Consider the following 17,423-nt stretch of genomic DNA (forward strand, 5'->3'; position numbering starts at 1 on the left):
GAATACAAATGCAACAACTGTTCCAAATCAAAGACAGGACAAGGGATTTCACAACACCATGCTGTATGTAAAGCAGCACTGGCAGCTATATGCGATCTTCCTGATGCCCGCGCTGTTGCTGACACTGATCTTCAAGTACGCGCCCATGAGCGGTATTCTGATCGCGTTCCAGGACTACAACCCATTCCGGGGTGTTTCCGGAAGCGAATGGGTGGGCCTGAAGCATTTTACCAGGTTCTTATCCTCGCCGGACTTTATGGGCTATCTGGCCAATACTTTGAAACTGAGTGTGTACGGCCTCCTGTGGGGATTCCCAATGCCGATCCTATTGGCGTTTCTGCTGAACCGGATCCAGAGTACGGGCATCAAGAAAAAGATACAATTGGTGCTGTATCTTCCCAACTTCGTATCTGTCATCGTACTTTGCGGTATCGTGAGGATCTTACTTTCCGTGACAGGTCCTCTGAACCTTTTGATGGGAACAGAGATTAACTTTATGACCATGCCGGAAGCGTTCCGCTCCATTTACATCATCAGCGGTATCTGGCAGGGCGCGGGCTGGGCATCCATCATGTATACGGCATCTTTGTCCAACGCCAGCCAGGAGCTCAAAGAAGCGGCTGTCATGGACGGCGCGAATATCCTGCAGCAGATCAAGGCGGTAGAGTGGCCGGCGATCAAAGATATGGTCGTGATCCAGTTCATCCTGCAGGCAGGAAATATCATGAGCATCGGATTTGAAAAAGCATACGCGCTGCAGACAGACCTGAACCTCCCGGCATCCGAGATCATTGCCACCTATGTATATCGGAAAGGTCTGATCGACGGAGATTACAGCTTTTCAACTGCGGTAGGTTTATTTAACACCGTGATCAATGTCATCCTTCTGGTTGCCGTGAACAAGATTGTAGCCAAGATGAATGACGGACAGGGATTATAAGGAGGTGCGTACGAAGTGGTAAAAACAAGATATTCCGGTCAGGACAAGATATTATTGACAATTGGATACATACTTCTTGGGCTGTTTGTAGTGGCGATCATCGTGCCCATGATCTACATCATCGTGGCATCCTTTATGGATCCCATTACACTGCAGAATAAGGGAATTACCTTTGATTTCAGCAAATGGACGACGACTGCCTATGAGCGTGTCATGTCCAACAGCCAGATCTGGATTGGTTTTAAAAACGCGGTCATCTATTCCATACTGTTTACGGTGGTGTCTGTAGTTGTTACGCTTTTAGCGGCTTACCCGTTATCCAGGGCGGATTTCAAGGGAAGAGGATTTTTCAATATTATTTTCATGATCACCATGTTCTTCGGCGGCGGCCTGATCCCGACCTACTTGATCGTAAGTAACTTAGGTCTGGTGGACAGCATGTGGGCGGTCATCCTCCCGGGAGCTTTCAGCGTCTGGAATATGACCATTGCCAGAACTTATTACCGGGGGATCCCGAAGGAACTCCGGGAAGCGGCGGACGTGGACGGGGCAAATGAGCTGACATTCTTCTTTAAGATCCTGCTTCCGGTCTGTACGCCGGTTATCGCGGTGCTTGCTCTGTGGCAGTTTGTAGGTATGTGGAACAGCTACTTTGACGCAATGATCTACCTCAATGATTCCGCAAAACAGCCTCTGCAGCTGGTACTTCGTTCCATCCTGATCCAGAACCAGCCGGAATCCGGCATGATCTCTGATATGCAGAGTACGGCGGCCCGCGCGCAGCTGGCAGAGCTTTTGAAATACGCAACTATTATTATTTCCAGTTTGCCGCTTCTGATCATGTACCCGTTCTTCCAGAAATATTTTGACAGCGGGATCATGGCAGGCGCTGTAAAGGGCTAAGCTGAAGAGGAAAAGGAGACAGACCATGAGATATAGAAAAGTAAAACGTATAATGGCAGCGGCGCTGGCAGGCTGTATGGTACTTTCTATGGCAGGCTGCGGCAAGGTAAAGATCAATGACGGCACATTCCGTCCGGTGGACGAGGCAACCCTGGAGTTTCCGCAGAAGGAAACCGTGACGCTGACCGGGCTGATCAGTTATCCGCCCAGCACGGAGTCAGAACCCAATAACAGGACGATCTTCAAGCGCCTCGAGGAACAGACCAATGTGCATATTGACTGGACCGCCATCCCTAACGACCAGTGGGCGGATAAGATATCCCTGAATATGTCCGACCCGAACAAGCTGACTGATTTTGTTTTCACGGCAGGCTTTTCAGACAGCAACCTGCTCAAGTACGGGGAGTTTGGCGCAATCATTCCGCTGGAGGAATATATTGACAACTATATGCCGAACCTGAAATCGGTGTTTGACAAATATCCGGAGTACAGGATCATGTGTACGGATGTAAACGGCCATATCTGGTCTCTGCCCTGGATCGAGCAGCTTGGTTCGGAAAAGACGGCGATCCAGACCATTGATAATATGAGCTTTATCAATAAGAAATGGATGGATTTTCTTGATCTGGAGATGCCGGAGACAGTCGATGAATTTGAAGAGGTTCTGATGGCGTTCCGCGACCATGCGTCAGAGCTTCAAGCAGAATTTAATATTGATGGTAATATCATCCCCATGTCGTGTATAATTAATGATGGCGGCCAGGATCCGGCGATCCTGATCAATGGCTTTGGGGAAGGCTATGGCGACGCGGACAAGGCCAGACATATCGCGGTGACGGATGATCAGGAAGTCATCTGCGCCGCTGTGCAGGAAGGCTGGAAGAAAGGGATCGAATGGCTTCACAAGCTGTATGATGAAGGCTTGATCGACCCGGAGGCATTTACCCAGGAATGGTCAACCTATGTGGCGAAAGGAAAGTCAGGCCGTTACGGCGTATGCTTCAGCTGGGACGTAGGAAACATCGACAACCTGAAGGACTGGGTTCCGCTTCCGGCGCTGACGGCGGACACGAGAAATATAACTCCGACGAACGGCTCCTTTACCAGCGGATTTGAACGCGGACGCTGCGTGGTAACTTCTGTGGCGGAGAATCCGGCCCTGGTATGCGCATGGCTGGACCAGATGTACGCGCCGATCCAGTCCCCGCAGAATAACTGGGGAACTTACGGGGAAGATGATGACTTTGATATCTTCGAGATGAGCACCAACGACCAGGGGGGGGAGATGCTGAAACATGCTCCTTTGGGCGACGCCTCCCCGGTGGAGGTCCGGGAAGCCGAAGCTGTCGGCGGACCTCTCGCTGTTCTGGACGAGTATTATGATGTGTACGTGACCTGCCCGGATGACGCACAGTACCGTCTGGACTGGATCAAGGATATCTACACGCCGGACATGCACACAAAATATGTGTATCCCAACCTTTTCATGAGCAGGGAGGACACCGAGACACTGTCGAACCTGCAGGCGGATATCGAGAAGACGATCAACAGGCATAAGGCGGACTGGATCATGAACGGATTTACGGACGCGGACTGGGAAAAATTCCTGGATGACCTGGATGCGTACGGGCTGGAGGAGTATCTGGGATTATTCCAGAAATATCTGGATGCCTACAACGCAGAGATGGCAGAATAAGTAAAAATGATTTATAATGTCATTATATGACGAAAGAGACAGGACAGCGGCTGCGGACGAGGCTGCGGCCTGCTGTCCAAGCATCTGGTCGGCATGGATTATACTGCGCGCCAGATAAATCTTCCGCACAGTATAAAATATATATGATGAAAGGAAAATGAATTATGACAAGTCAGACATTGAGAGAAGCAAGGAAGTATGAGGAAGCTTCCGAAAAAATGATCCAAAAAGAAGAAAGGCCTGATTTCCATTTATCTGTCCGTACCGGCTGGATGAATGACCCCAACGGATTTTCTTATTATAAAGGCAGGTATCACATGTTCTATCAGTATTACCCTTATGATACCAAATGGGGTCCCATGCACTGGGGGCATGCGGTGAGCACGGATCTGCTGCACTGGGACTACCTGCCCGCCGCGCTGGCGCCGGATGAGGCTTATGACAGGGACGGCTGTTTTTCCGGCAGCGCGATCGAACTTCCCGACGGCAGGCAGCTTCTGATGTATACCGGAGTGGTAAGGACACCCCAGTGGAACGGCGGGCACTGTGATATACAGACACAGTGCATTGCGGTGGGGGACGGTGTGGATTATGAGAAATGTGACTGCAACCCGGTCCTTGACAGCAGGGATCTGCCAGAAGGGTTCAGCAGAGAGGATTTCCGGGATCCGAAGATGTGGAAGGACGAGGACGGAAGGTACTGGTGTGTGGTCGGAAACCGCCCGGCGGACGGAAGCGGGCAGATCCTGCTTTTCTCCAGCGAGGACGCGTTCCGATGGAAGTATGAAAAGATACTTGCGGAAAACCGGAACCGGATCGGAAAAATGTGGGAGTGTCCGGATTTCTTTGAACTGGACGGCAAATGGGTGCTGCTGACCAGCCCCCAGGATATGCTGCCCCAGGGCTTTGAATTTCACAACGGAAACGGAACGCTCTGCCTGATCGGAGAATATGACAGGAAGACGCTCACATTTTCGGAGCAAAAGCAGCAGTCCATTGATTATGGGATTGACTTTTATGCTCCCCAGACCGTGCTGGCTCCGGACGGACGCAGGATCATGATGGGCTGGATGCAGAACTGGGACACCAGTATGCCCCACTCTCCCTATCAGAAATGGTTCGGACAGATGAGCCTTCCGAGAGAGCTTTCTGTGAAAAACGGAAGGCTGTACCAGAAGCCGGTCCGGGAACTGGATGACATGCGGAAAAATGAGGTGGCGCATTCCGATGTGATCCTGGAAAACGGCACCATCCATCTGGAAGGCGTCCGGGGACGGAGGATCGATATGGAATTGTCCATCCGTCCGGGAGATCCGGACAGCATTTACCGGAAATTTGCGGTGCGGTTTGCACAGAATGAGGAATATCAGACCTCCTTAAGCTTCCGCCCCTATGAGTCGGTGCTGAAGATCGACCGGAAGTTTTCCGGCTCCCGCAGGGCGCTGATCCATCAGAGAAGATGTAAGATCAACGGCCGGGAGGAGGAGCTGAAGCTGAGGATCATCCTGGACCGGTTCAGCGCAGAGGTCTTTGTCAATGACGGGGAGCAGGTGATGACGGCGACCTTCTACACAGATCCTGCGGCAGACGGGATTTCCTTCTTTGCGGACGGCAAGGTCAGGATGGATGTTGTGAAGTATGATCTGGTCTAAAATGAAAGCTTATTTATTTGTTGCAAAGGTGCGGATCCAGTCTGCCCTGGCTTACCGGTTCAACGTCATCTCCACCATATCCATTCAGTGTCTGCTCATGTTCGCCATGGCCTGCTTCTGGAAGGCGGCCTATGGCGGGACGGGAAATGTCTCAGGAGTAGGGGAACGGGAGATGCTTACCTACACGACGATTTCTGTGATCATGGGAAATCTGCTGACCATGGGCGTGGAGGGCCGGATCGAGAGCAGTGTCCGATCCGGCAGCGTGGCGCTTGACATGTTAAAGCCTGTGAATATCTATGGGATCTATCTGGCGGAGGATCTGGGCGATATGGCTGTTGCTTTTTTCCAGACCGCCGTCCCGCTGTTCCTTATCGGCTCCGCCTTGTTCGGCCTGCCGGCTCCGGCATCTTCTGTCCACGTCATACTTTTCCTCGTAAGCTTTGCGGTCGGGTATCTCATCAACTGGATGCTGGCTGCTCTTTTGGGGATGTGCGCCTTCAAGACGATCGTCATGGGGCCCATAAGAAATGTAAAGGGATTCGTTATGAAGCTGCTTTCCGGCAGCGTCATCCCTCTCTGGTTTTTCCCGGATGGAGTTCGGGTAGTTCTGGAGTGTCTGCCTTTTGTAAATATCTACCAGCTTCCCCTTGGGATTTATATCGGGCGTTATACATTTGGAGAAATGCTCCTGCGCACTGTGCTGCAGCTGTTTTGGTGCGCGGCGCTGTGGCTGATATTTCATGCGGTGCAGAAAAAGGCGGCTGCGGCCGTCCTGATCCAAGGAGGGTGATGAGTATGAAAAAAATAAAATATTACGCTTCTGTGGCGGCCGCATTGACAAGGCAATCCATCCAGTCCCGGCTGGAATACCCGTTTATGCTGATCGGCCATGTGCTGGCCAACTGCGTGCAGTGGGTGGTGGGATTCGCCACCATCAAGTTCGTGGTGGATTCCTTTGGCAGCCTGGGCGGCTGGGGATATGAAAGCCTGGCATTCCTGTACGGCATGTCCGTGCTGAGCCATGGGCTGGCAGTGGTGTTTTTTATCCAGACATGGTACATGCCCTACTGCGTGGTAGAGGGAGAGTATGACATGTTTTTACTGCGGCCCATGGGAGTGCTGTTTCAGTTTCTGTTCGAGGATTTCAATCTGATCGGCATCACCGACATGATCCCCGGGCTGATGGTATTTTTCTATGGGTGCGCAAAGGTGCATCTGGAAGTAAACGCCGCGAACATTGCTCTGATCTTGTTTACACTGGCCGGCGGAACCTTGATCCGGGGCGCGGTGTGGATCTTCTGCGGCTCCCTCTCGTTCTGGACGAAGAGTACGGCAAATTTTACGGATATGGTGGGAGCGCTTTTTGAGCGGGTGTCCATGTATCCGCTTACTATATATCCGAAATGGACGCAGGCGCTGTTCACATTCCTTCTGCCCCTGGCGTGGATCACTTTCTATCCGGTTAAAGACATTCTGGAAATGGAGGGGAGCGTCATTCCGGTTCCTATGGCAGTCATCGGCCTGGGGGTGGGCACGGTCATGTTCGCCCTGAGCTGCGGACTGTTTCGGATCGGAATGCGCAGATATGAGAGCGCCGGGAGCTGAGGAACTGCTAAGGAACTGTATGGATATAACTTGCCGCTTTGCGCGGCTCCTGAGAGTTTCCGAGAGTGTTTCCTAAGACATGGAGGAGAAATTTTCATGAATATTATAGAAGTCAGCCATTTGGTAAAGGAATACAAGAAGATCAAAAAAGAGAGGGGACTGTACGGAGCGGTGAAAAATCTGTTTGTGCAGGACGTACAGTATGTAAGGGCTGTGGATGATATTTCCTTTGAGGTGGAAAAAGGGGATATTGTGGCTTACATCGGCCCCAACGGCGCGGGAAAAAGTACCACGGTGAAGATGCTCTCCGGTATTCTGCAGCCCACCGCGGGAGAGATTCTGATTGACGGCATTTCTCCGCAGAAGGACCGCAGGCGGGTGGTTAGGAACCTGGGCGTTGTATTCGGGCAGCGCAGCCAGCTCAACTGGAACCTGCGTCTGGGCGAGACCTTCGACCTGCTCAAAAGGATCTACCAGATTGAGGATGGGCTTTATGACAGGAACCTGAGGATGCTGGATGAGATCTTTCGATTCAGTGAATTTACCGACACTCCGGTGCGCCAGCTTTCCCTGGGACAGCGGATGAGAGGGGACCTGGCGGCGGCAATGCTCCACTCCCCGCAGATCTTATTCCTGGATGAACCGACCATCGGCCTGGACGTAGAGGCAAAATATTCTGTCCGAAAGTTCATCAGGGAGATCAACCAGCGCAGCGGGACGACCATCATTCTGACCACCCATGACCTGGGGGATGTCCAGGAGCTGTGCAGGCGGCTGATCATCATCAATGAGGGAAAGATCATCGAGGACGGCTCACTGGACAGTCTGGTGGACCGGATCGCGCCCTATCGGCAGCTTGTGATCGACTTTTATCATCCCGCCGTTATCCGTCACCCGAAAGCGGAGCTGGTGTCCGTGGAGGAAGCCAGGGCTGTGTACAAATTCAAAAAGGACGAGATCACTGCGGCCCGCCTGATCGAGGATATTTCCCATACCGCGCCGATCAAGGAGGTAGGGCTTAAGGAGGCCAAGATTGATGATATCATAAGGACGGCATATTCCGGAAACGTCCCTCAGTAAAAATACTTACGGCCCAATATTCCGGCGCTTAATATAAAACGATTCAGCAGGGCAGCAGACGGGTCTGTGGTCTGGTCATGCATTCTTTGGAGCGGCTGATAACGTAAGGGAAGGAATACTATTCGTATTCCTTCCCCGCCAGTATTTCCTTATAATCCTGATAATTCCGTTCCAGCAGAGCCGGGGTGTCCAGCCCGTAGGGACATTTTCTGCTGCAGGCGTTGCAATGCAGGCAGTCCTCGGTTTTTTTCATCATGGCCTGGGCTTTTTCGGTGAGCTGTTCTTCGGAGGGGGCCCGGCGGATCAGGAGGGACATTCTTGCGCAGGTGTTGATCTCGATGCCTGCCGGACAGGGCATGCAGTATCCGCAGCCGCGGCAAAATTCTCCCTGCAGCTCGTCCTGGTCGCGGCGGATCACCGCCGACAATTCCCCGTCTAAGACGGGTTCGTTTTCCTGATAGGAGAGAAATTCATCCAGCTCCGTTTCCCTCTGGATGCCCCAGATCGGGAGTACATTGTCAAACTGCAGCATGTATGCGTAAGCGGCCGCGGAATGGTTGATCAGCCCGCCTGCCAGGGCTTTCATGGCGATGAAGCCCATATCGGCTGCTTTGCATTTTTTTACCAGATCCAGCTCCTGGTCTGAGGACAGGTAGCTGAATGGGAACTGCAGCGTATCATAGAGTCCGCTCTCAATCGCTTCCCGGGCAACAGCCAGCCGATGGTTTGTGATGGCAATATGCCGGATTTTGCCCTGCTCCTTTGCTTTTTCCATGGCTTCATAGAGCCCGCTGCCGTCTCCCGGCTTCGGGCAGAAGGGCGTGTTGTGGAACTGGTAAATGTCCAGATAGTCGGTTTTCAGATTCCGAAGGGTGGTTTCCAGATCCTTCCAGAAATCCTCCGTATTTTCCGCTCCGGTCTTGGAAGCGAGGAAGATCTTGTCCCGACGGTCTTGAAATGCCATCCCTAATTTTTCTTCGCTGTCCGTATAGTACCGGGCAGTGTCATAAAAATCAATTCCATTGTCAAAGGCTTTGTGTAGCAGATATACGGCGTCCTTATCAGAAATGCGCTGGATCGGGAGCGCTCCGAAGCCGTTTTTGTTTACTGTGATATTTGTTTTTCCGAGGGTGATTTTTCTCATAGTCGTTTTTTCTCCATTACAATGTGTGGTCGGCCAGATGCCCGGCAGCGGGGGAAACAGTGAATACAGCGTTTTATCCCCAAGGGGCATCTTGAAATTATTATAGCCCCCAAGCATACCCTTGTAAAGCGAAAAAATGACTGTTGGCAATTCTAACTGGCGCCCTGAGTTACAGGGCACGCCTGATCAAGGTGTGACCTGTAACCGCCCTGCAACGGCGGCTGGTTCACATCAATGACGCCATAGCGAACTCATCCAGACCGCCCTGCTCCTTTTCCTGGCCGGACTCTTGCGGAACCTGGCTCATACGGGCTTCGGCTTTGCTGATCAGGGCTTCCACCTTGGCAATCTCTGATTCATCGCACCAGCCCTTTTCCAGACCGGCTTTGCAGTCGGAAAGATCCTTTTGCAGCAGCGACAGCACCTGTTGGAGCTGCCCACGGCTTTTTGCCGCCGCGATCTGTCTCATCCGTTTTCCCACGTTGACGGCGACCTTGCCGCCCTGCTCCTCGGAGACCTCCGGGTCGTCCTGCTTTTCAGCGATTTCCGTTTCCTCCTGCTCCTTTGACGCGCTCTGTTTTTCCCGCGCTTCTATGCCGGAGTCGGCCTGCTCCCGCGCTTCCTGTTCCAGCACCGCGGCCAGTCGGCCTTCGGGTGAGATTTCCAGATCGTCCTCCCTCAGATCCGAATACATTTTCTCCGTTGTTTCCGCGCGTGATTCCTTTTCCTCTTTCTCCGCCTTTTCCAGTCTTTTGATATCAAAAAAGTTCTTATTGACCGGATTTCTATAAATATTGTTTTGACCTGAAATATACATTAGACCATCCTCCTATTTTTGCGGGCGCTTCCGGAGACTCCCCTGCACCCATTTATGACTTTTCCTGAACCATGACCGTAACACGAAAGACCTGGTTCTCCGGACAGACCTCCATCTCTCCCATATATTTTTCCGCGATCCGCCGCACGCTGGACAGGCCGATGCCATGCATGGACACATCCGTTTTTTTATCCGTGACAGGCAGGCCGTCCGCTCCAAATACCAGATCTCCCGCAAAAGAATTTTTTACCTCGATCAGAAGGAAGCGTCCTTTCCGCCTCCCTGCCAGGGAGATAAAACGCTCCCCTTCCGATATCTTTTCACAGGCTTCCAGCGCGTTTTGAAGCAGGTTTTGAAGAACGATCCCCACATCAAACGCGTCAAAGCTTCCGGAATCCGGATAGTGAAAATCTGTCTGGAAAGGAATCCCCTGATCCTCGCATTGCTGCCTCTTATCATTGACGATCACATCCGTGACCGGATTTCCTGTACGGAGTGTCAGCTCAAAGCCGCCCATACTCTCGTCCATCCGAAAAATGTAATCCTCCGCACATGCGTATTCTCCGCTATGGAGCATTCCTTTGATATTGTTCAGATGCCCGCGCGTTTCATGCCTGATCCGCCGGATCTGGCTGTAAAACTGCTCCGCCTCCTGGATCCGCGCCCGGATTGCCTGAACCTGCTGGCGCTCCACGAAAGCGGCGGCCTGTTCTTCCCGAAGCGCGGCCATTTCCTGCTGGAACAGGATGGTCAGATAACCTCCTGTGTAAAACAGCAGGGCAAGCAGCGGCACAACCGCCAGAAATGCCGGATGCCGTTCATAAAGCTGAAGCAGCTGTCCATCCTTGATCTCATACAAAAGACCGGCGATCATCTGCCCAAATAAGATTCCCGCGGCCGGGATCAGGCTCATATAGCACAGCCCCGGCAGGCCTGACGGCAGGAACTCTCCCGGCGCGTCAGGAAATCGGCCGTTGCTGCTGTGCCCCGACATCTCAGAATACACGCTGCTGCTGTGCTCCATCAAAAATGTACATCCCGTCGTCCGGCTTTTTATTCGGCGCAGAAGGGCATAGAGCATAATGATAAATAAAACGAGATGTGAGAGAAGGAGCAGTGTCAGCAGGACCGTGGTGCGTAAGTAAACTGCCTCCGGGGGTTCTGTCGGCGCAGGAACAAGCTCTTCTCCTATGAAAAACAGGCTTTCTGCCATCAGACCGCTGGAAATCTTGGCATTCCAGTAAAGCAGTCCCAGAAGAAAGGCCATATGTTTTCCCAGCTCCAGAGCATTCGATGCTGCCGTCAAAAACAGGAGCAGCACCAGGATAAACGAACCCTGCGGGGCGGCGATCCGGCTCAAAAACAAAGACGTCAGCAGGTATACGCAAAAGACGGCCGCACCCTTTTTCCGCCGGTGCTCCCGCTCCCCCATAAAGGGGTATAAAAATAAAGTCAGACAGAGCGCATACAGCAGCTCCGCCCCGACGGCATAAGCCTGATGAAAGATCTGAAATCCTGCTTCACTCATAGGCCGGCCCCCTTTTTCAGAAAGCGGAGATACGCTTTTGTAAAATCCGGATACTTATACTTGGAGAGCAGCAGCCTTTCTCCATTTGTTAAAGTCACCTCCGTTTTGCTGTACCCACTCACATAGGAGAGATTGACCAGATACCCTTTGTGGATTCGGAAAAAATGCTCCTGCAGCTCCAGCTCCAGATCCCGGATCTTCATGTAGCAGGCAAATTCCCCGTCCTTCATATGCAGGACGGCTTTATGGTTGCTGCTCTCGATGTAATAAATGCTGTCCAATGGAACGACCTTATTTGTACCGGCAAACGAGAGCACGAGCGGGCGGGCCCTCTGCGGAACTTTCCATCCGGTCATGACCTGCTCAGCCGCGCGGGCAAAGACACCGGCAAACTTCCCTTCGTCCACAGGCTTTACCAGATAGTGGAAGGCCCCTACGTCAAAAGCGTCAAATACATACTGCTCATAGCCGGTCACAAAAATGATCACCGGCTGTACCGCCGAACCCCCTTCCCTGATCTTTCGAGCCAGCGCCATCCCGTCTGATCCAGAGTCGTCAGGATCCAGCTCGATGTCCAAAAAAAGGAGATCGATTTCCTTCTGATCCGCAAGATATTCACCCGCAGAAGCATATTCCGCAATCTCACATGGAAAGGGCTGCGCCTGAATCAGTGATGAGAGGTAGGCGCGGGTCTTAGGCTCATCGTCACAAATCGCTGTTTTTATCATGTTGATTTTCCTCTATGTCTGTCGAAGCACTTCCGGAAACTCTCCCGCACCCATCTCACAGATCTGGGGATAAAGAATTTCCGAGAATGTTCTATCTGTTTTTTCGTTCAAACCGGCCCCAAGATAAACCCATCCGGCGTGACTGGACGGTTTCGGGGCGCGACTGGACCGGGAAAGGCTGCTGTCCGCTCCCGGGCCGCGTGGCATGCTGCACGGTCACAGGCCGATACGGCGCCGGAGCTGGACTCCAGCCTGTGATTCAATCCCTTCCCTGACTGTATCTATTGTAACTGCCGGATACTTTACATGTAAAGTGGAAAAACAGACAGTTGAAGCCGGAGCCCTCTTCCTGTATAATTAGAAAAAGCAAGTGGCAATACTGAAAAAGAAAAAATAATATCGGGCGTGAAGCGCTTGGGAGCTGTATGATAATGAATATTCGGGAGTCAGATATTTTAAATATCTGGCTCCGTTTTTTTGTTTTACCTTCGGAATGCAATATTTTCCCCATAATGCAAAAAATCCTTGCTTTTATTTTGTGTATATGGTATAAAGTGAATAACGAAAATCATTTAAGAAAATTGTTTCGTATACAAAATATACAAAACGAGAAATGATTTTGAATGTAAAAATGAAAAAATGGAGGTAAAAGAGATGAGGAAAAAAGTAATCTGTATGCTGGCGGGCGTGAGCTTATTAGCGGTGACGGTATCAGGCTGCGGCGGAAAGGGTGACACACCGGATAGCGGGAGTTCGGAAGGAGGAAAAACGCTGAAGCTCCTGACCCATTATGACGCCGCGTTTGCGGAGGCGGCAAAGAAGTATGAGGAGGAGACCGGCGTAAAGGTTGAGGTGGAGCAGACGGCGTATGAGAATATCGGGGATACGCTGGAGGTCGTCTTAAGCTCCGGCTCGGATGAGTATGACCTGATCATGGCGGACGGCCCGAATACATCTGCATATGTGAACAGAGGGTATCTGGAGCCTTTGGCCGGGTATTTTACGGAGGAGGAAAAGGGAGAATTTTCCCCGGAGCTTTTAAAACAGGGAACCGTGGGCGGAGAGTTTTACGCGGCCCCGCTGGGAGACAGCTCCACGGTGCTTTACTACAATAAGAATCTGCTGAGCGAGGCAGGGATTGAAGTGGACTGGAGCCAATATACCGGAGAAAACCGGATCACCTGGGAAGAGGTGACAGAGCTGGCGAGAGAAGCGGTGAAGGAGCTGGATCCCGACGGGAGCAAGGGGATCTATGGGATTGAGATCGGACAGGTCAGCTCCGTCTATCAGATGAACCTGCTTGCGAACAGCATGGGCGGTAAAAACATCAGCGACGACGGCAGCACGGTAAAGGGTGTGATTGATTCGGACGAGTGGAAGGACGCAATTGCATGGTATCAGGGACTGGTGGAGGAAGGCATTTTTTCCAAAGGCGTGTCCGGACTGGAGACCTACAACAACTTCTATGCCGGGAAATGTGTATTTGAATGGATGACGGCGGATTCCTATACCTTCTGCCTGAGCGCGGACATGACAGAGGATGATTTCGGATGGACGTATCAGCCATGCTTCGCGGGACATGAGGATGAAGTGGCGACAGGCTGCGGCAACTGGGCACTGGGCGTCAGCGCGTTTTCTAAAAATAAGGAAGAGGCCGGTAAGTTCGTCAACTACATGACCTGCGGCGAGGGAAATGATATCTTCCTGTCCATCGAAGGCATGAGTCCGAATACGGCGGAAAGATATACGGAAGAGCTGACCGGGAAAAATCCGGTATTGGAAATCGCGAAGTATGAGGCGGAAAATACGGCGTATGTCCGCGCGGTGACGCCTGCGTTTAACGAATATTCAGCGGCGCTCTCTACGATGTGGGAGGATATCCGGAACGGGGCGGACATGGATACGGCGCTTGAGCGCACGGTGGAACAGATCGACTCAGCCCTCGGCGAATACAGCGAATCACAGTAAAGGGGGCGTTTTAAATGAAAGGAACAACAGCCATATCGGCAAAAATGAAAAAGAGCATGCTTCCCTATTGCCTGCTGCTGCCGGCCCTGGCTTTTGTACTGGTATTTAAGATCTATCCGCTGATCTACTGCTTTATTCAGGGATTCCATTATAAAGGAAGCTGGTCGTTGGAAACCTTCCGAATCTTGTTTTCCAATAAGTCTTTCTGGCATTCCCTGTGGGTGACGGTAAAGATGAACCTGGTCATGACACCCCTTCAGATCGTGCTTTCCTTTCTTATGGCATTGCTGGTCAACCAGGCAGTGAGAGGAGTAGGGACTTTCCGGAGTCTCTACTACCTGCCGGTTACCATCTCTATGCCGGTGGCGGCGATCTGCTGGAGCCTGATGCTTTCGGTAAACAACGGACTGGCGAACAGCCTGATCGGGAGCTGGTTCGGGATGGAGCCACAGGGCTTTTTTACAGACGCGAACCAGGCGCTGTGGTGCATCGTGGCTTTGAGTACCTGGAAGGGGTGCGGATACTGGATGATGTTCTACCTTGCGGGATTAAAGGGCATTGATACCAGCGTGTATGAGGCGGCGAAGATCGATGGGGCGGGCGCGTTGCAGACATTGTGGAATATTACGATCCCGCTGGTGAAGAAAACCACGCTGTTCGTCATGGTGGCGGATACGAGTATCAATATCCTTCTGTTCGCCCCGGCGCAGCTGATCACAAGCGGCGGCCCCAGCGATTCGACAAATGTTCTGATGTATGAAGCCTATAAACAGGCGTTTAAATATGGAAGCTATGAAAAGGGAGCGGCGACGACCTGCGTGCTGGTGGTCTTGATCCTGATTATCGTATTTTTCCAGTTTAAACTGACGAACCAGGAAGATTAGGAGGGATGGGCCTTGAAACGTGTTGAGAAAAATCTGTTGGGAAAAGCGGGGATCTATCTGCTGCTGGCAATCGTTTTGCTGATCTCGCTGTTTCCGATCATTTATCCGCTGCTGTCATCATTTCGGACAGACAACGAATTATTTGAAAATATGGCGCCTTTTAACTGGCATACGATCGTTCCCATCCACTGGACCTGGGAGAATTACATCGCTGTTTTTCAGGAATATGAGTTTGGCCGCTATCTGAAAAATACATTGGTCATGATCGCGCTGATCATACCCGGTACGATCGCAATCTGCTCGCTGGCGGCGTTTGCGTTTTCCTTCTATGATTTTAAAATGAAGAAACAATTGTTTGCGCTGTTTCTGTTGACATTTATGATTCCCGGAGAGGCGATCGCTCTTCCGCTGTACTCGCTTGTAAATTCTATGGGACTGATCAATACTTATGCCGGCCTGGTGCTTCCGGCGCTGGCGAACGGCCTGGTGCTTTTCCTGTTTGTGCAGTTTTTCAGCGAGACTCCGAAGGCACTGCTGGAATCCGTAGAGATCGACGGGGGCGGATGGTGGACGTCATTTTCCAGGATCGTCCTTCCTCTGTCCAAACCGATCATCATAACGGCAGGGCTTATGATCTTTGTGAACCAATGGAATGATTATCTGTGGCCTTTGCTGGCAGCGCGGGCGCGGGAGGTGAAGGTTGTGACCGTGGCAGTGGCGAATTTTAAGGAGCAGAATGTGATTCACTGGGGATACATTTATGCTGCCGCGACAGTATCGGCGATCATCCCGCTGAATTGGCTGGCGTTCGCGGGACAGTTTGAAGTAACCTCGGCTCAGGGGATGATATTTACGATCACTTCAAGAGTGCTTCTCGTATTCGGCCTGTTTTCGCAGGTCTATCTGTGTCCGGTTCTGTCAAGATTCCGGGGATCCGTGAAATCCATACTTCTGGGCGCGGTATATATGGGGTATCGGTACTTTTTTTCAAGCCTGTGTGCGGCTGTGCTCCTGGCGGCGGCTCTGTATGCCGTGTATGTACTGCCGGTAAGCGCCGCGGCCGTGCCGGCAGTGTACATGCTGCTTCTGTCTTTTCCAGCAGAAAGGAACATGAAAAAATATATGAAGGGACTGGAGGCGGAGGACGCGGACCAGTGGTACCTGGAATGAAGCGGCGGGCCGGATGCCGCCCGGGCTTTTTGGCCTGTGCGGCCGGAGAAACAGACAAGTCAGGATGGAGCGGCTGCGCAGAACATGACATGATGATTGGAGAAAGAAGGATGAATAACGAAGAAAGAAAAAAAAGACTGCAGATTCCGACAGGCAGGCTGCGTCTGGTGATCGATACGGACGCGAAGAATGAGGTGGACGACCAGTTCGCGATCGCGTGGGCGCTGAGGTCGCCGGAACGGTTTCAGGTGGAAGCGGTATACGCGGCGCCGTTTTCCCATGAATGCTTTCAAAATTTTCAGGCGTCCAAAGAGATGGTTGAAAAGTCGTCGGATCTGATCGGCCACGCCGTGGATCCGGGGGACGGCATGAGGCAGAGCTATGATGAGATCCGGAGGGTTTTTGATCTGCTGCATATGGATCCGGAGAACAGGATTTTTTACGGCTCGGACCGATATATCGGGACGGATGGGAAACCGGTGGCCAGCGCCGCCGCTGAGGATCTGGTCCGGCGAGCGAAGGAATCGGAGGAGCCGCTGTATATTGCGGCCATCGGGGCGATCACGAATATTGCGTCAGCCATTCTGATGGATCCGTCTATTATCGACAGGATCGTCGTGGTCTGGCTTGCGGGGCAGCCGCTGGAATTTGGGCATGGGATCGAGTTCAACATGATGCAGGATGTGAAGGCGTCCCAGATCGTTTTGGACAGCGGAGTGCCGCTGGTATTGGTCCCCTGTATGAATGTCGCGTCGGCGCTTACCGTATCGGAGCAGGAGCTTAAGGCGAACCTGGCGGGTAAGAATGAACTGGGGGATTATCTGTATTCCATCGTAGCCGGGGCATTTTGCAACGAAGAGGCGGAAAAAGCATTTATGCAGGTAGACCGGGGCGGATATCTTCTGGGCAGAGAAGACTACAGCGAGGAGTATCTGGGGAAATTTCCGACGGAGCATATCAGCTGGAGCAGGATCGTATGGGATATTTCAGTGATCGCGTTTTTAAAAAATCCAAACTGGGTACTGTCCAGATATGAAAGCGCGCCGGTCCTTAAGGAAGACCTGCGTTACGAGCGTGAAGAAAACAGGCCAGTGATCAAGGTCGCGACCTATTGCTGGAGAAATTATATATTCGGAGATTTATTTTATCGGTTAGAGCGTGTTTGAAAATGTTACAATTCACGGCCTGACCGGCCGTGAATCGTAACTTGAAAATTGCTTTCTGCAAGATGCCGTCCTGACGGAATAGATTTTTTCATGCGGCTGTGGTACAATATCTGTGGTGAGGGAAGAGGGCAAAAGGAGA

15 protein-coding genes are annotated in these 17,423 nt (G+C 51.9%); 11 read left to right on the forward strand and 4 right to left on the reverse strand.

Translation table 11 applies throughout. The features are described 5' to 3' along the window. Positions 1–58 precede the first annotated feature (58 nt). The 7 genes from ACTOY7_RS02770 to ACTOY7_RS02800 all read left to right on the forward strand — a co-directional run bounded on the left by ACTOY7_RS02770 (position 59) and on the right by ACTOY7_RS02800 (position 7,879). Positions 59–940, forward strand: a complete 882-nt coding sequence (locus ACTOY7_RS02770) for an ABC transporter permease (RefSeq protein ID WP_334295304.1) — start codon at positions 59–61, stop codon at positions 938–940. A 15-nt stretch (positions 941–955) separates the two neighbouring features. Next, positions 956–1,843, forward strand: a complete 888-nt coding sequence (locus ACTOY7_RS02775; protein ID WP_016298259.1) for a carbohydrate ABC transporter permease — start codon at positions 956–958, stop codon at positions 1,841–1,843. A 25-nt stretch (positions 1,844–1,868) separates the two neighbouring features. Then, positions 1,869–3,539, forward strand: a complete 1,671-nt coding sequence (locus ACTOY7_RS02780) for an extracellular solute-binding protein (RefSeq protein WP_016298260.1) — start codon at positions 1,869–1,871, stop codon at positions 3,537–3,539. Between the two features lie 164 nt (positions 3,540–3,703). Next, on the forward strand, positions 3,704–5,191 hold the full coding sequence (locus ACTOY7_RS02785) for a glycoside hydrolase family 32 protein (RefSeq protein ID WP_482670681.1): 1,488 nt from the start codon (positions 3,704–3,706) through the stop codon (positions 5,189–5,191). After that, positions 5,178–5,984 (forward strand): ABC transporter permease, encoded by an 807-nt coding sequence (locus ACTOY7_RS02790; protein ID WP_016298262.1) that lies wholly within the window; start codon positions 5,178–5,180, stop codon positions 5,982–5,984. Before ACTOY7_RS02785 ends, ACTOY7_RS02790 begins: the two co-directional genes overlap by 14 nt. 5 nt (positions 5,985–5,989) lie before the next feature. Further along, positions 5,990–6,799 carry an ABC transporter permease gene (locus ACTOY7_RS02795; protein WP_300823855.1) on the forward strand — a complete coding sequence of 270 codons (810 nt, stop codon included), beginning with the start codon at positions 5,990–5,992 and terminating at the stop codon, positions 6,797–6,799. Between the two features lie 96 nt (positions 6,800–6,895). Continuing rightward, positions 6,896–7,879: an ABC transporter ATP-binding protein gene (locus tag ACTOY7_RS02800; protein ID WP_300823856.1), complete on the forward strand. Its 984-nt coding sequence runs from the start codon at positions 6,896–6,898 to the stop codon at positions 7,877–7,879. Positions 7,880–7,997: 118 nt separating this feature from the next. Here ACTOY7_RS02800 and ACTOY7_RS02805 read toward each other — a convergent pair whose 3' ends face one another. From ACTOY7_RS02805 to ACTOY7_RS02820, 4 genes are all read right to left on the reverse strand, one after another. Next, positions 7,998–9,023 carry an aldo/keto reductase gene (locus ACTOY7_RS02805; RefSeq protein ID WP_482670682.1) on the reverse strand — a complete coding sequence of 342 codons (1,026 nt, stop codon included), beginning with the start codon at positions 9,021–9,023 and terminating at the stop codon, positions 7,998–8,000. A 226-nt stretch (positions 9,024–9,249) separates the two neighbouring features. After that, entirely contained in the window at positions 9,250–9,840 is a 591-nt protein-coding gene (locus tag ACTOY7_RS02810) for a hypothetical protein (protein WP_300884767.1), read from the reverse strand. 52 nt (positions 9,841–9,892) lie between these two features. Continuing rightward, positions 9,893–11,368, reverse strand: a complete 1,476-nt coding sequence (locus ACTOY7_RS02815) for an ATP-binding protein (protein WP_482670683.1) — start codon at positions 11,366–11,368, stop codon at positions 9,893–9,895. After that, on the reverse strand, positions 11,365–12,096 hold the full coding sequence (locus ACTOY7_RS02820; protein WP_300884769.1) for a LytR/AlgR family response regulator transcription factor: 732 nt from the start codon (positions 12,094–12,096) through the stop codon (positions 11,365–11,367). Before ACTOY7_RS02820 ends, ACTOY7_RS02815 begins: the two co-directional genes overlap by 4 nt. Before the next feature lie 654 nt (positions 12,097–12,750). Between ACTOY7_RS02820 and ACTOY7_RS02825 the strand changes: the two genes are divergently transcribed. From ACTOY7_RS02825 to ACTOY7_RS02840, 4 genes are read left to right on the forward strand one after another with little or no spacing between them, the layout of a single operon-like run. Beyond that, positions 12,751–14,064 (forward strand): ABC transporter substrate-binding protein, encoded by a 1,314-nt coding sequence (locus ACTOY7_RS02825; RefSeq protein ID WP_160282193.1) that lies wholly within the window; start codon positions 12,751–12,753, stop codon positions 14,062–14,064. Between the two features lie 14 nt (positions 14,065–14,078). Then, complete coding sequence (locus tag ACTOY7_RS02830; protein WP_300884771.1) at positions 14,079–14,948, forward strand: carbohydrate ABC transporter permease; 870 nt, start codon at positions 14,079–14,081, stop codon at positions 14,946–14,948. Between the two features lie 12 nt (positions 14,949–14,960). After that, positions 14,961–16,118: a carbohydrate ABC transporter permease gene (locus tag ACTOY7_RS02835; protein ID WP_300884772.1), complete on the forward strand. Its 1,158-nt coding sequence runs from the start codon at positions 14,961–14,963 to the stop codon at positions 16,116–16,118. Beyond that, entirely contained in the window at positions 16,103–17,284 is a 1,182-nt protein-coding gene (locus tag ACTOY7_RS02840; RefSeq protein ID WP_482672659.1) for a nucleoside hydrolase, read from the forward strand. Before ACTOY7_RS02835 ends, ACTOY7_RS02840 begins: the two co-directional genes overlap by 16 nt. Positions 17,285–17,423: the final 139 nt, after the last annotated feature.

The organism is Schaedlerella sp., assembly GCF_056796775.1.

Bases quoted from the DNA above. Each gene is read 5' to 3' on its own strand.
- ACTOY7_RS02785 (WP_482670681.1), top strand. From the start codon at position 3,704: ATGACAAGTCAGACATTGAGAGAAGCAAGGAAGTATGAGGAAGCTTCC.
- ACTOY7_RS02790 (WP_016298262.1), top strand. From the start codon at position 5,178: ATGATCTGGTCTAAAATGAAAGCTTATTTATTTGTTGCAAAGGTGCGG.
- ACTOY7_RS02815 (WP_482670683.1), bottom strand. From the start codon at position 11,368: ATGAGTGAAGCAGGATTTCAGATCTTTCATCAGGCTTATGCCGTCGGG.
- ACTOY7_RS02780 (WP_016298260.1), top strand. From the start codon at position 1,869: ATGAGATATAGAAAAGTAAAACGTATAATGGCAGCGGCGCTGGCAGGC.
- ACTOY7_RS02800 (WP_300823856.1), top strand. From the start codon at position 6,896: ATGAATATTATAGAAGTCAGCCATTTGGTAAAGGAATACAAGAAGATC.
- ACTOY7_RS02820 (WP_300884769.1), bottom strand. From the start codon at position 12,096: ATGATAAAAACAGCGATTTGTGACGATGAGCCTAAGACCCGCGCCTAC.
- ACTOY7_RS02770 (WP_334295304.1), top strand. From the start codon at position 59: ATGCTGTATGTAAAGCAGCACTGGCAGCTATATGCGATCTTCCTGATG.
- ACTOY7_RS02830 (WP_300884771.1), top strand. From the start codon at position 14,079: ATGAAAGGAACAACAGCCATATCGGCAAAAATGAAAAAGAGCATGCTT.
- ACTOY7_RS02795 (WP_300823855.1), top strand. From the start codon at position 5,990: ATGAAAAAAATAAAATATTACGCTTCTGTGGCGGCCGCATTGACAAGG.
- ACTOY7_RS02825 (WP_160282193.1), top strand. From the start codon at position 12,751: ATGAGGAAAAAAGTAATCTGTATGCTGGCGGGCGTGAGCTTATTAGCG.
- ACTOY7_RS02810 (WP_300884767.1), bottom strand. From the start codon at position 9,840: ATGTATATTTCAGGTCAAAACAATATTTATAGAAATCCGGTCAATAAG.
- ACTOY7_RS02805 (WP_482670682.1), bottom strand. From the start codon at position 9,023: ATGAGAAAAATCACCCTCGGAAAAACAAATATCACAGTAAACAAAAAC.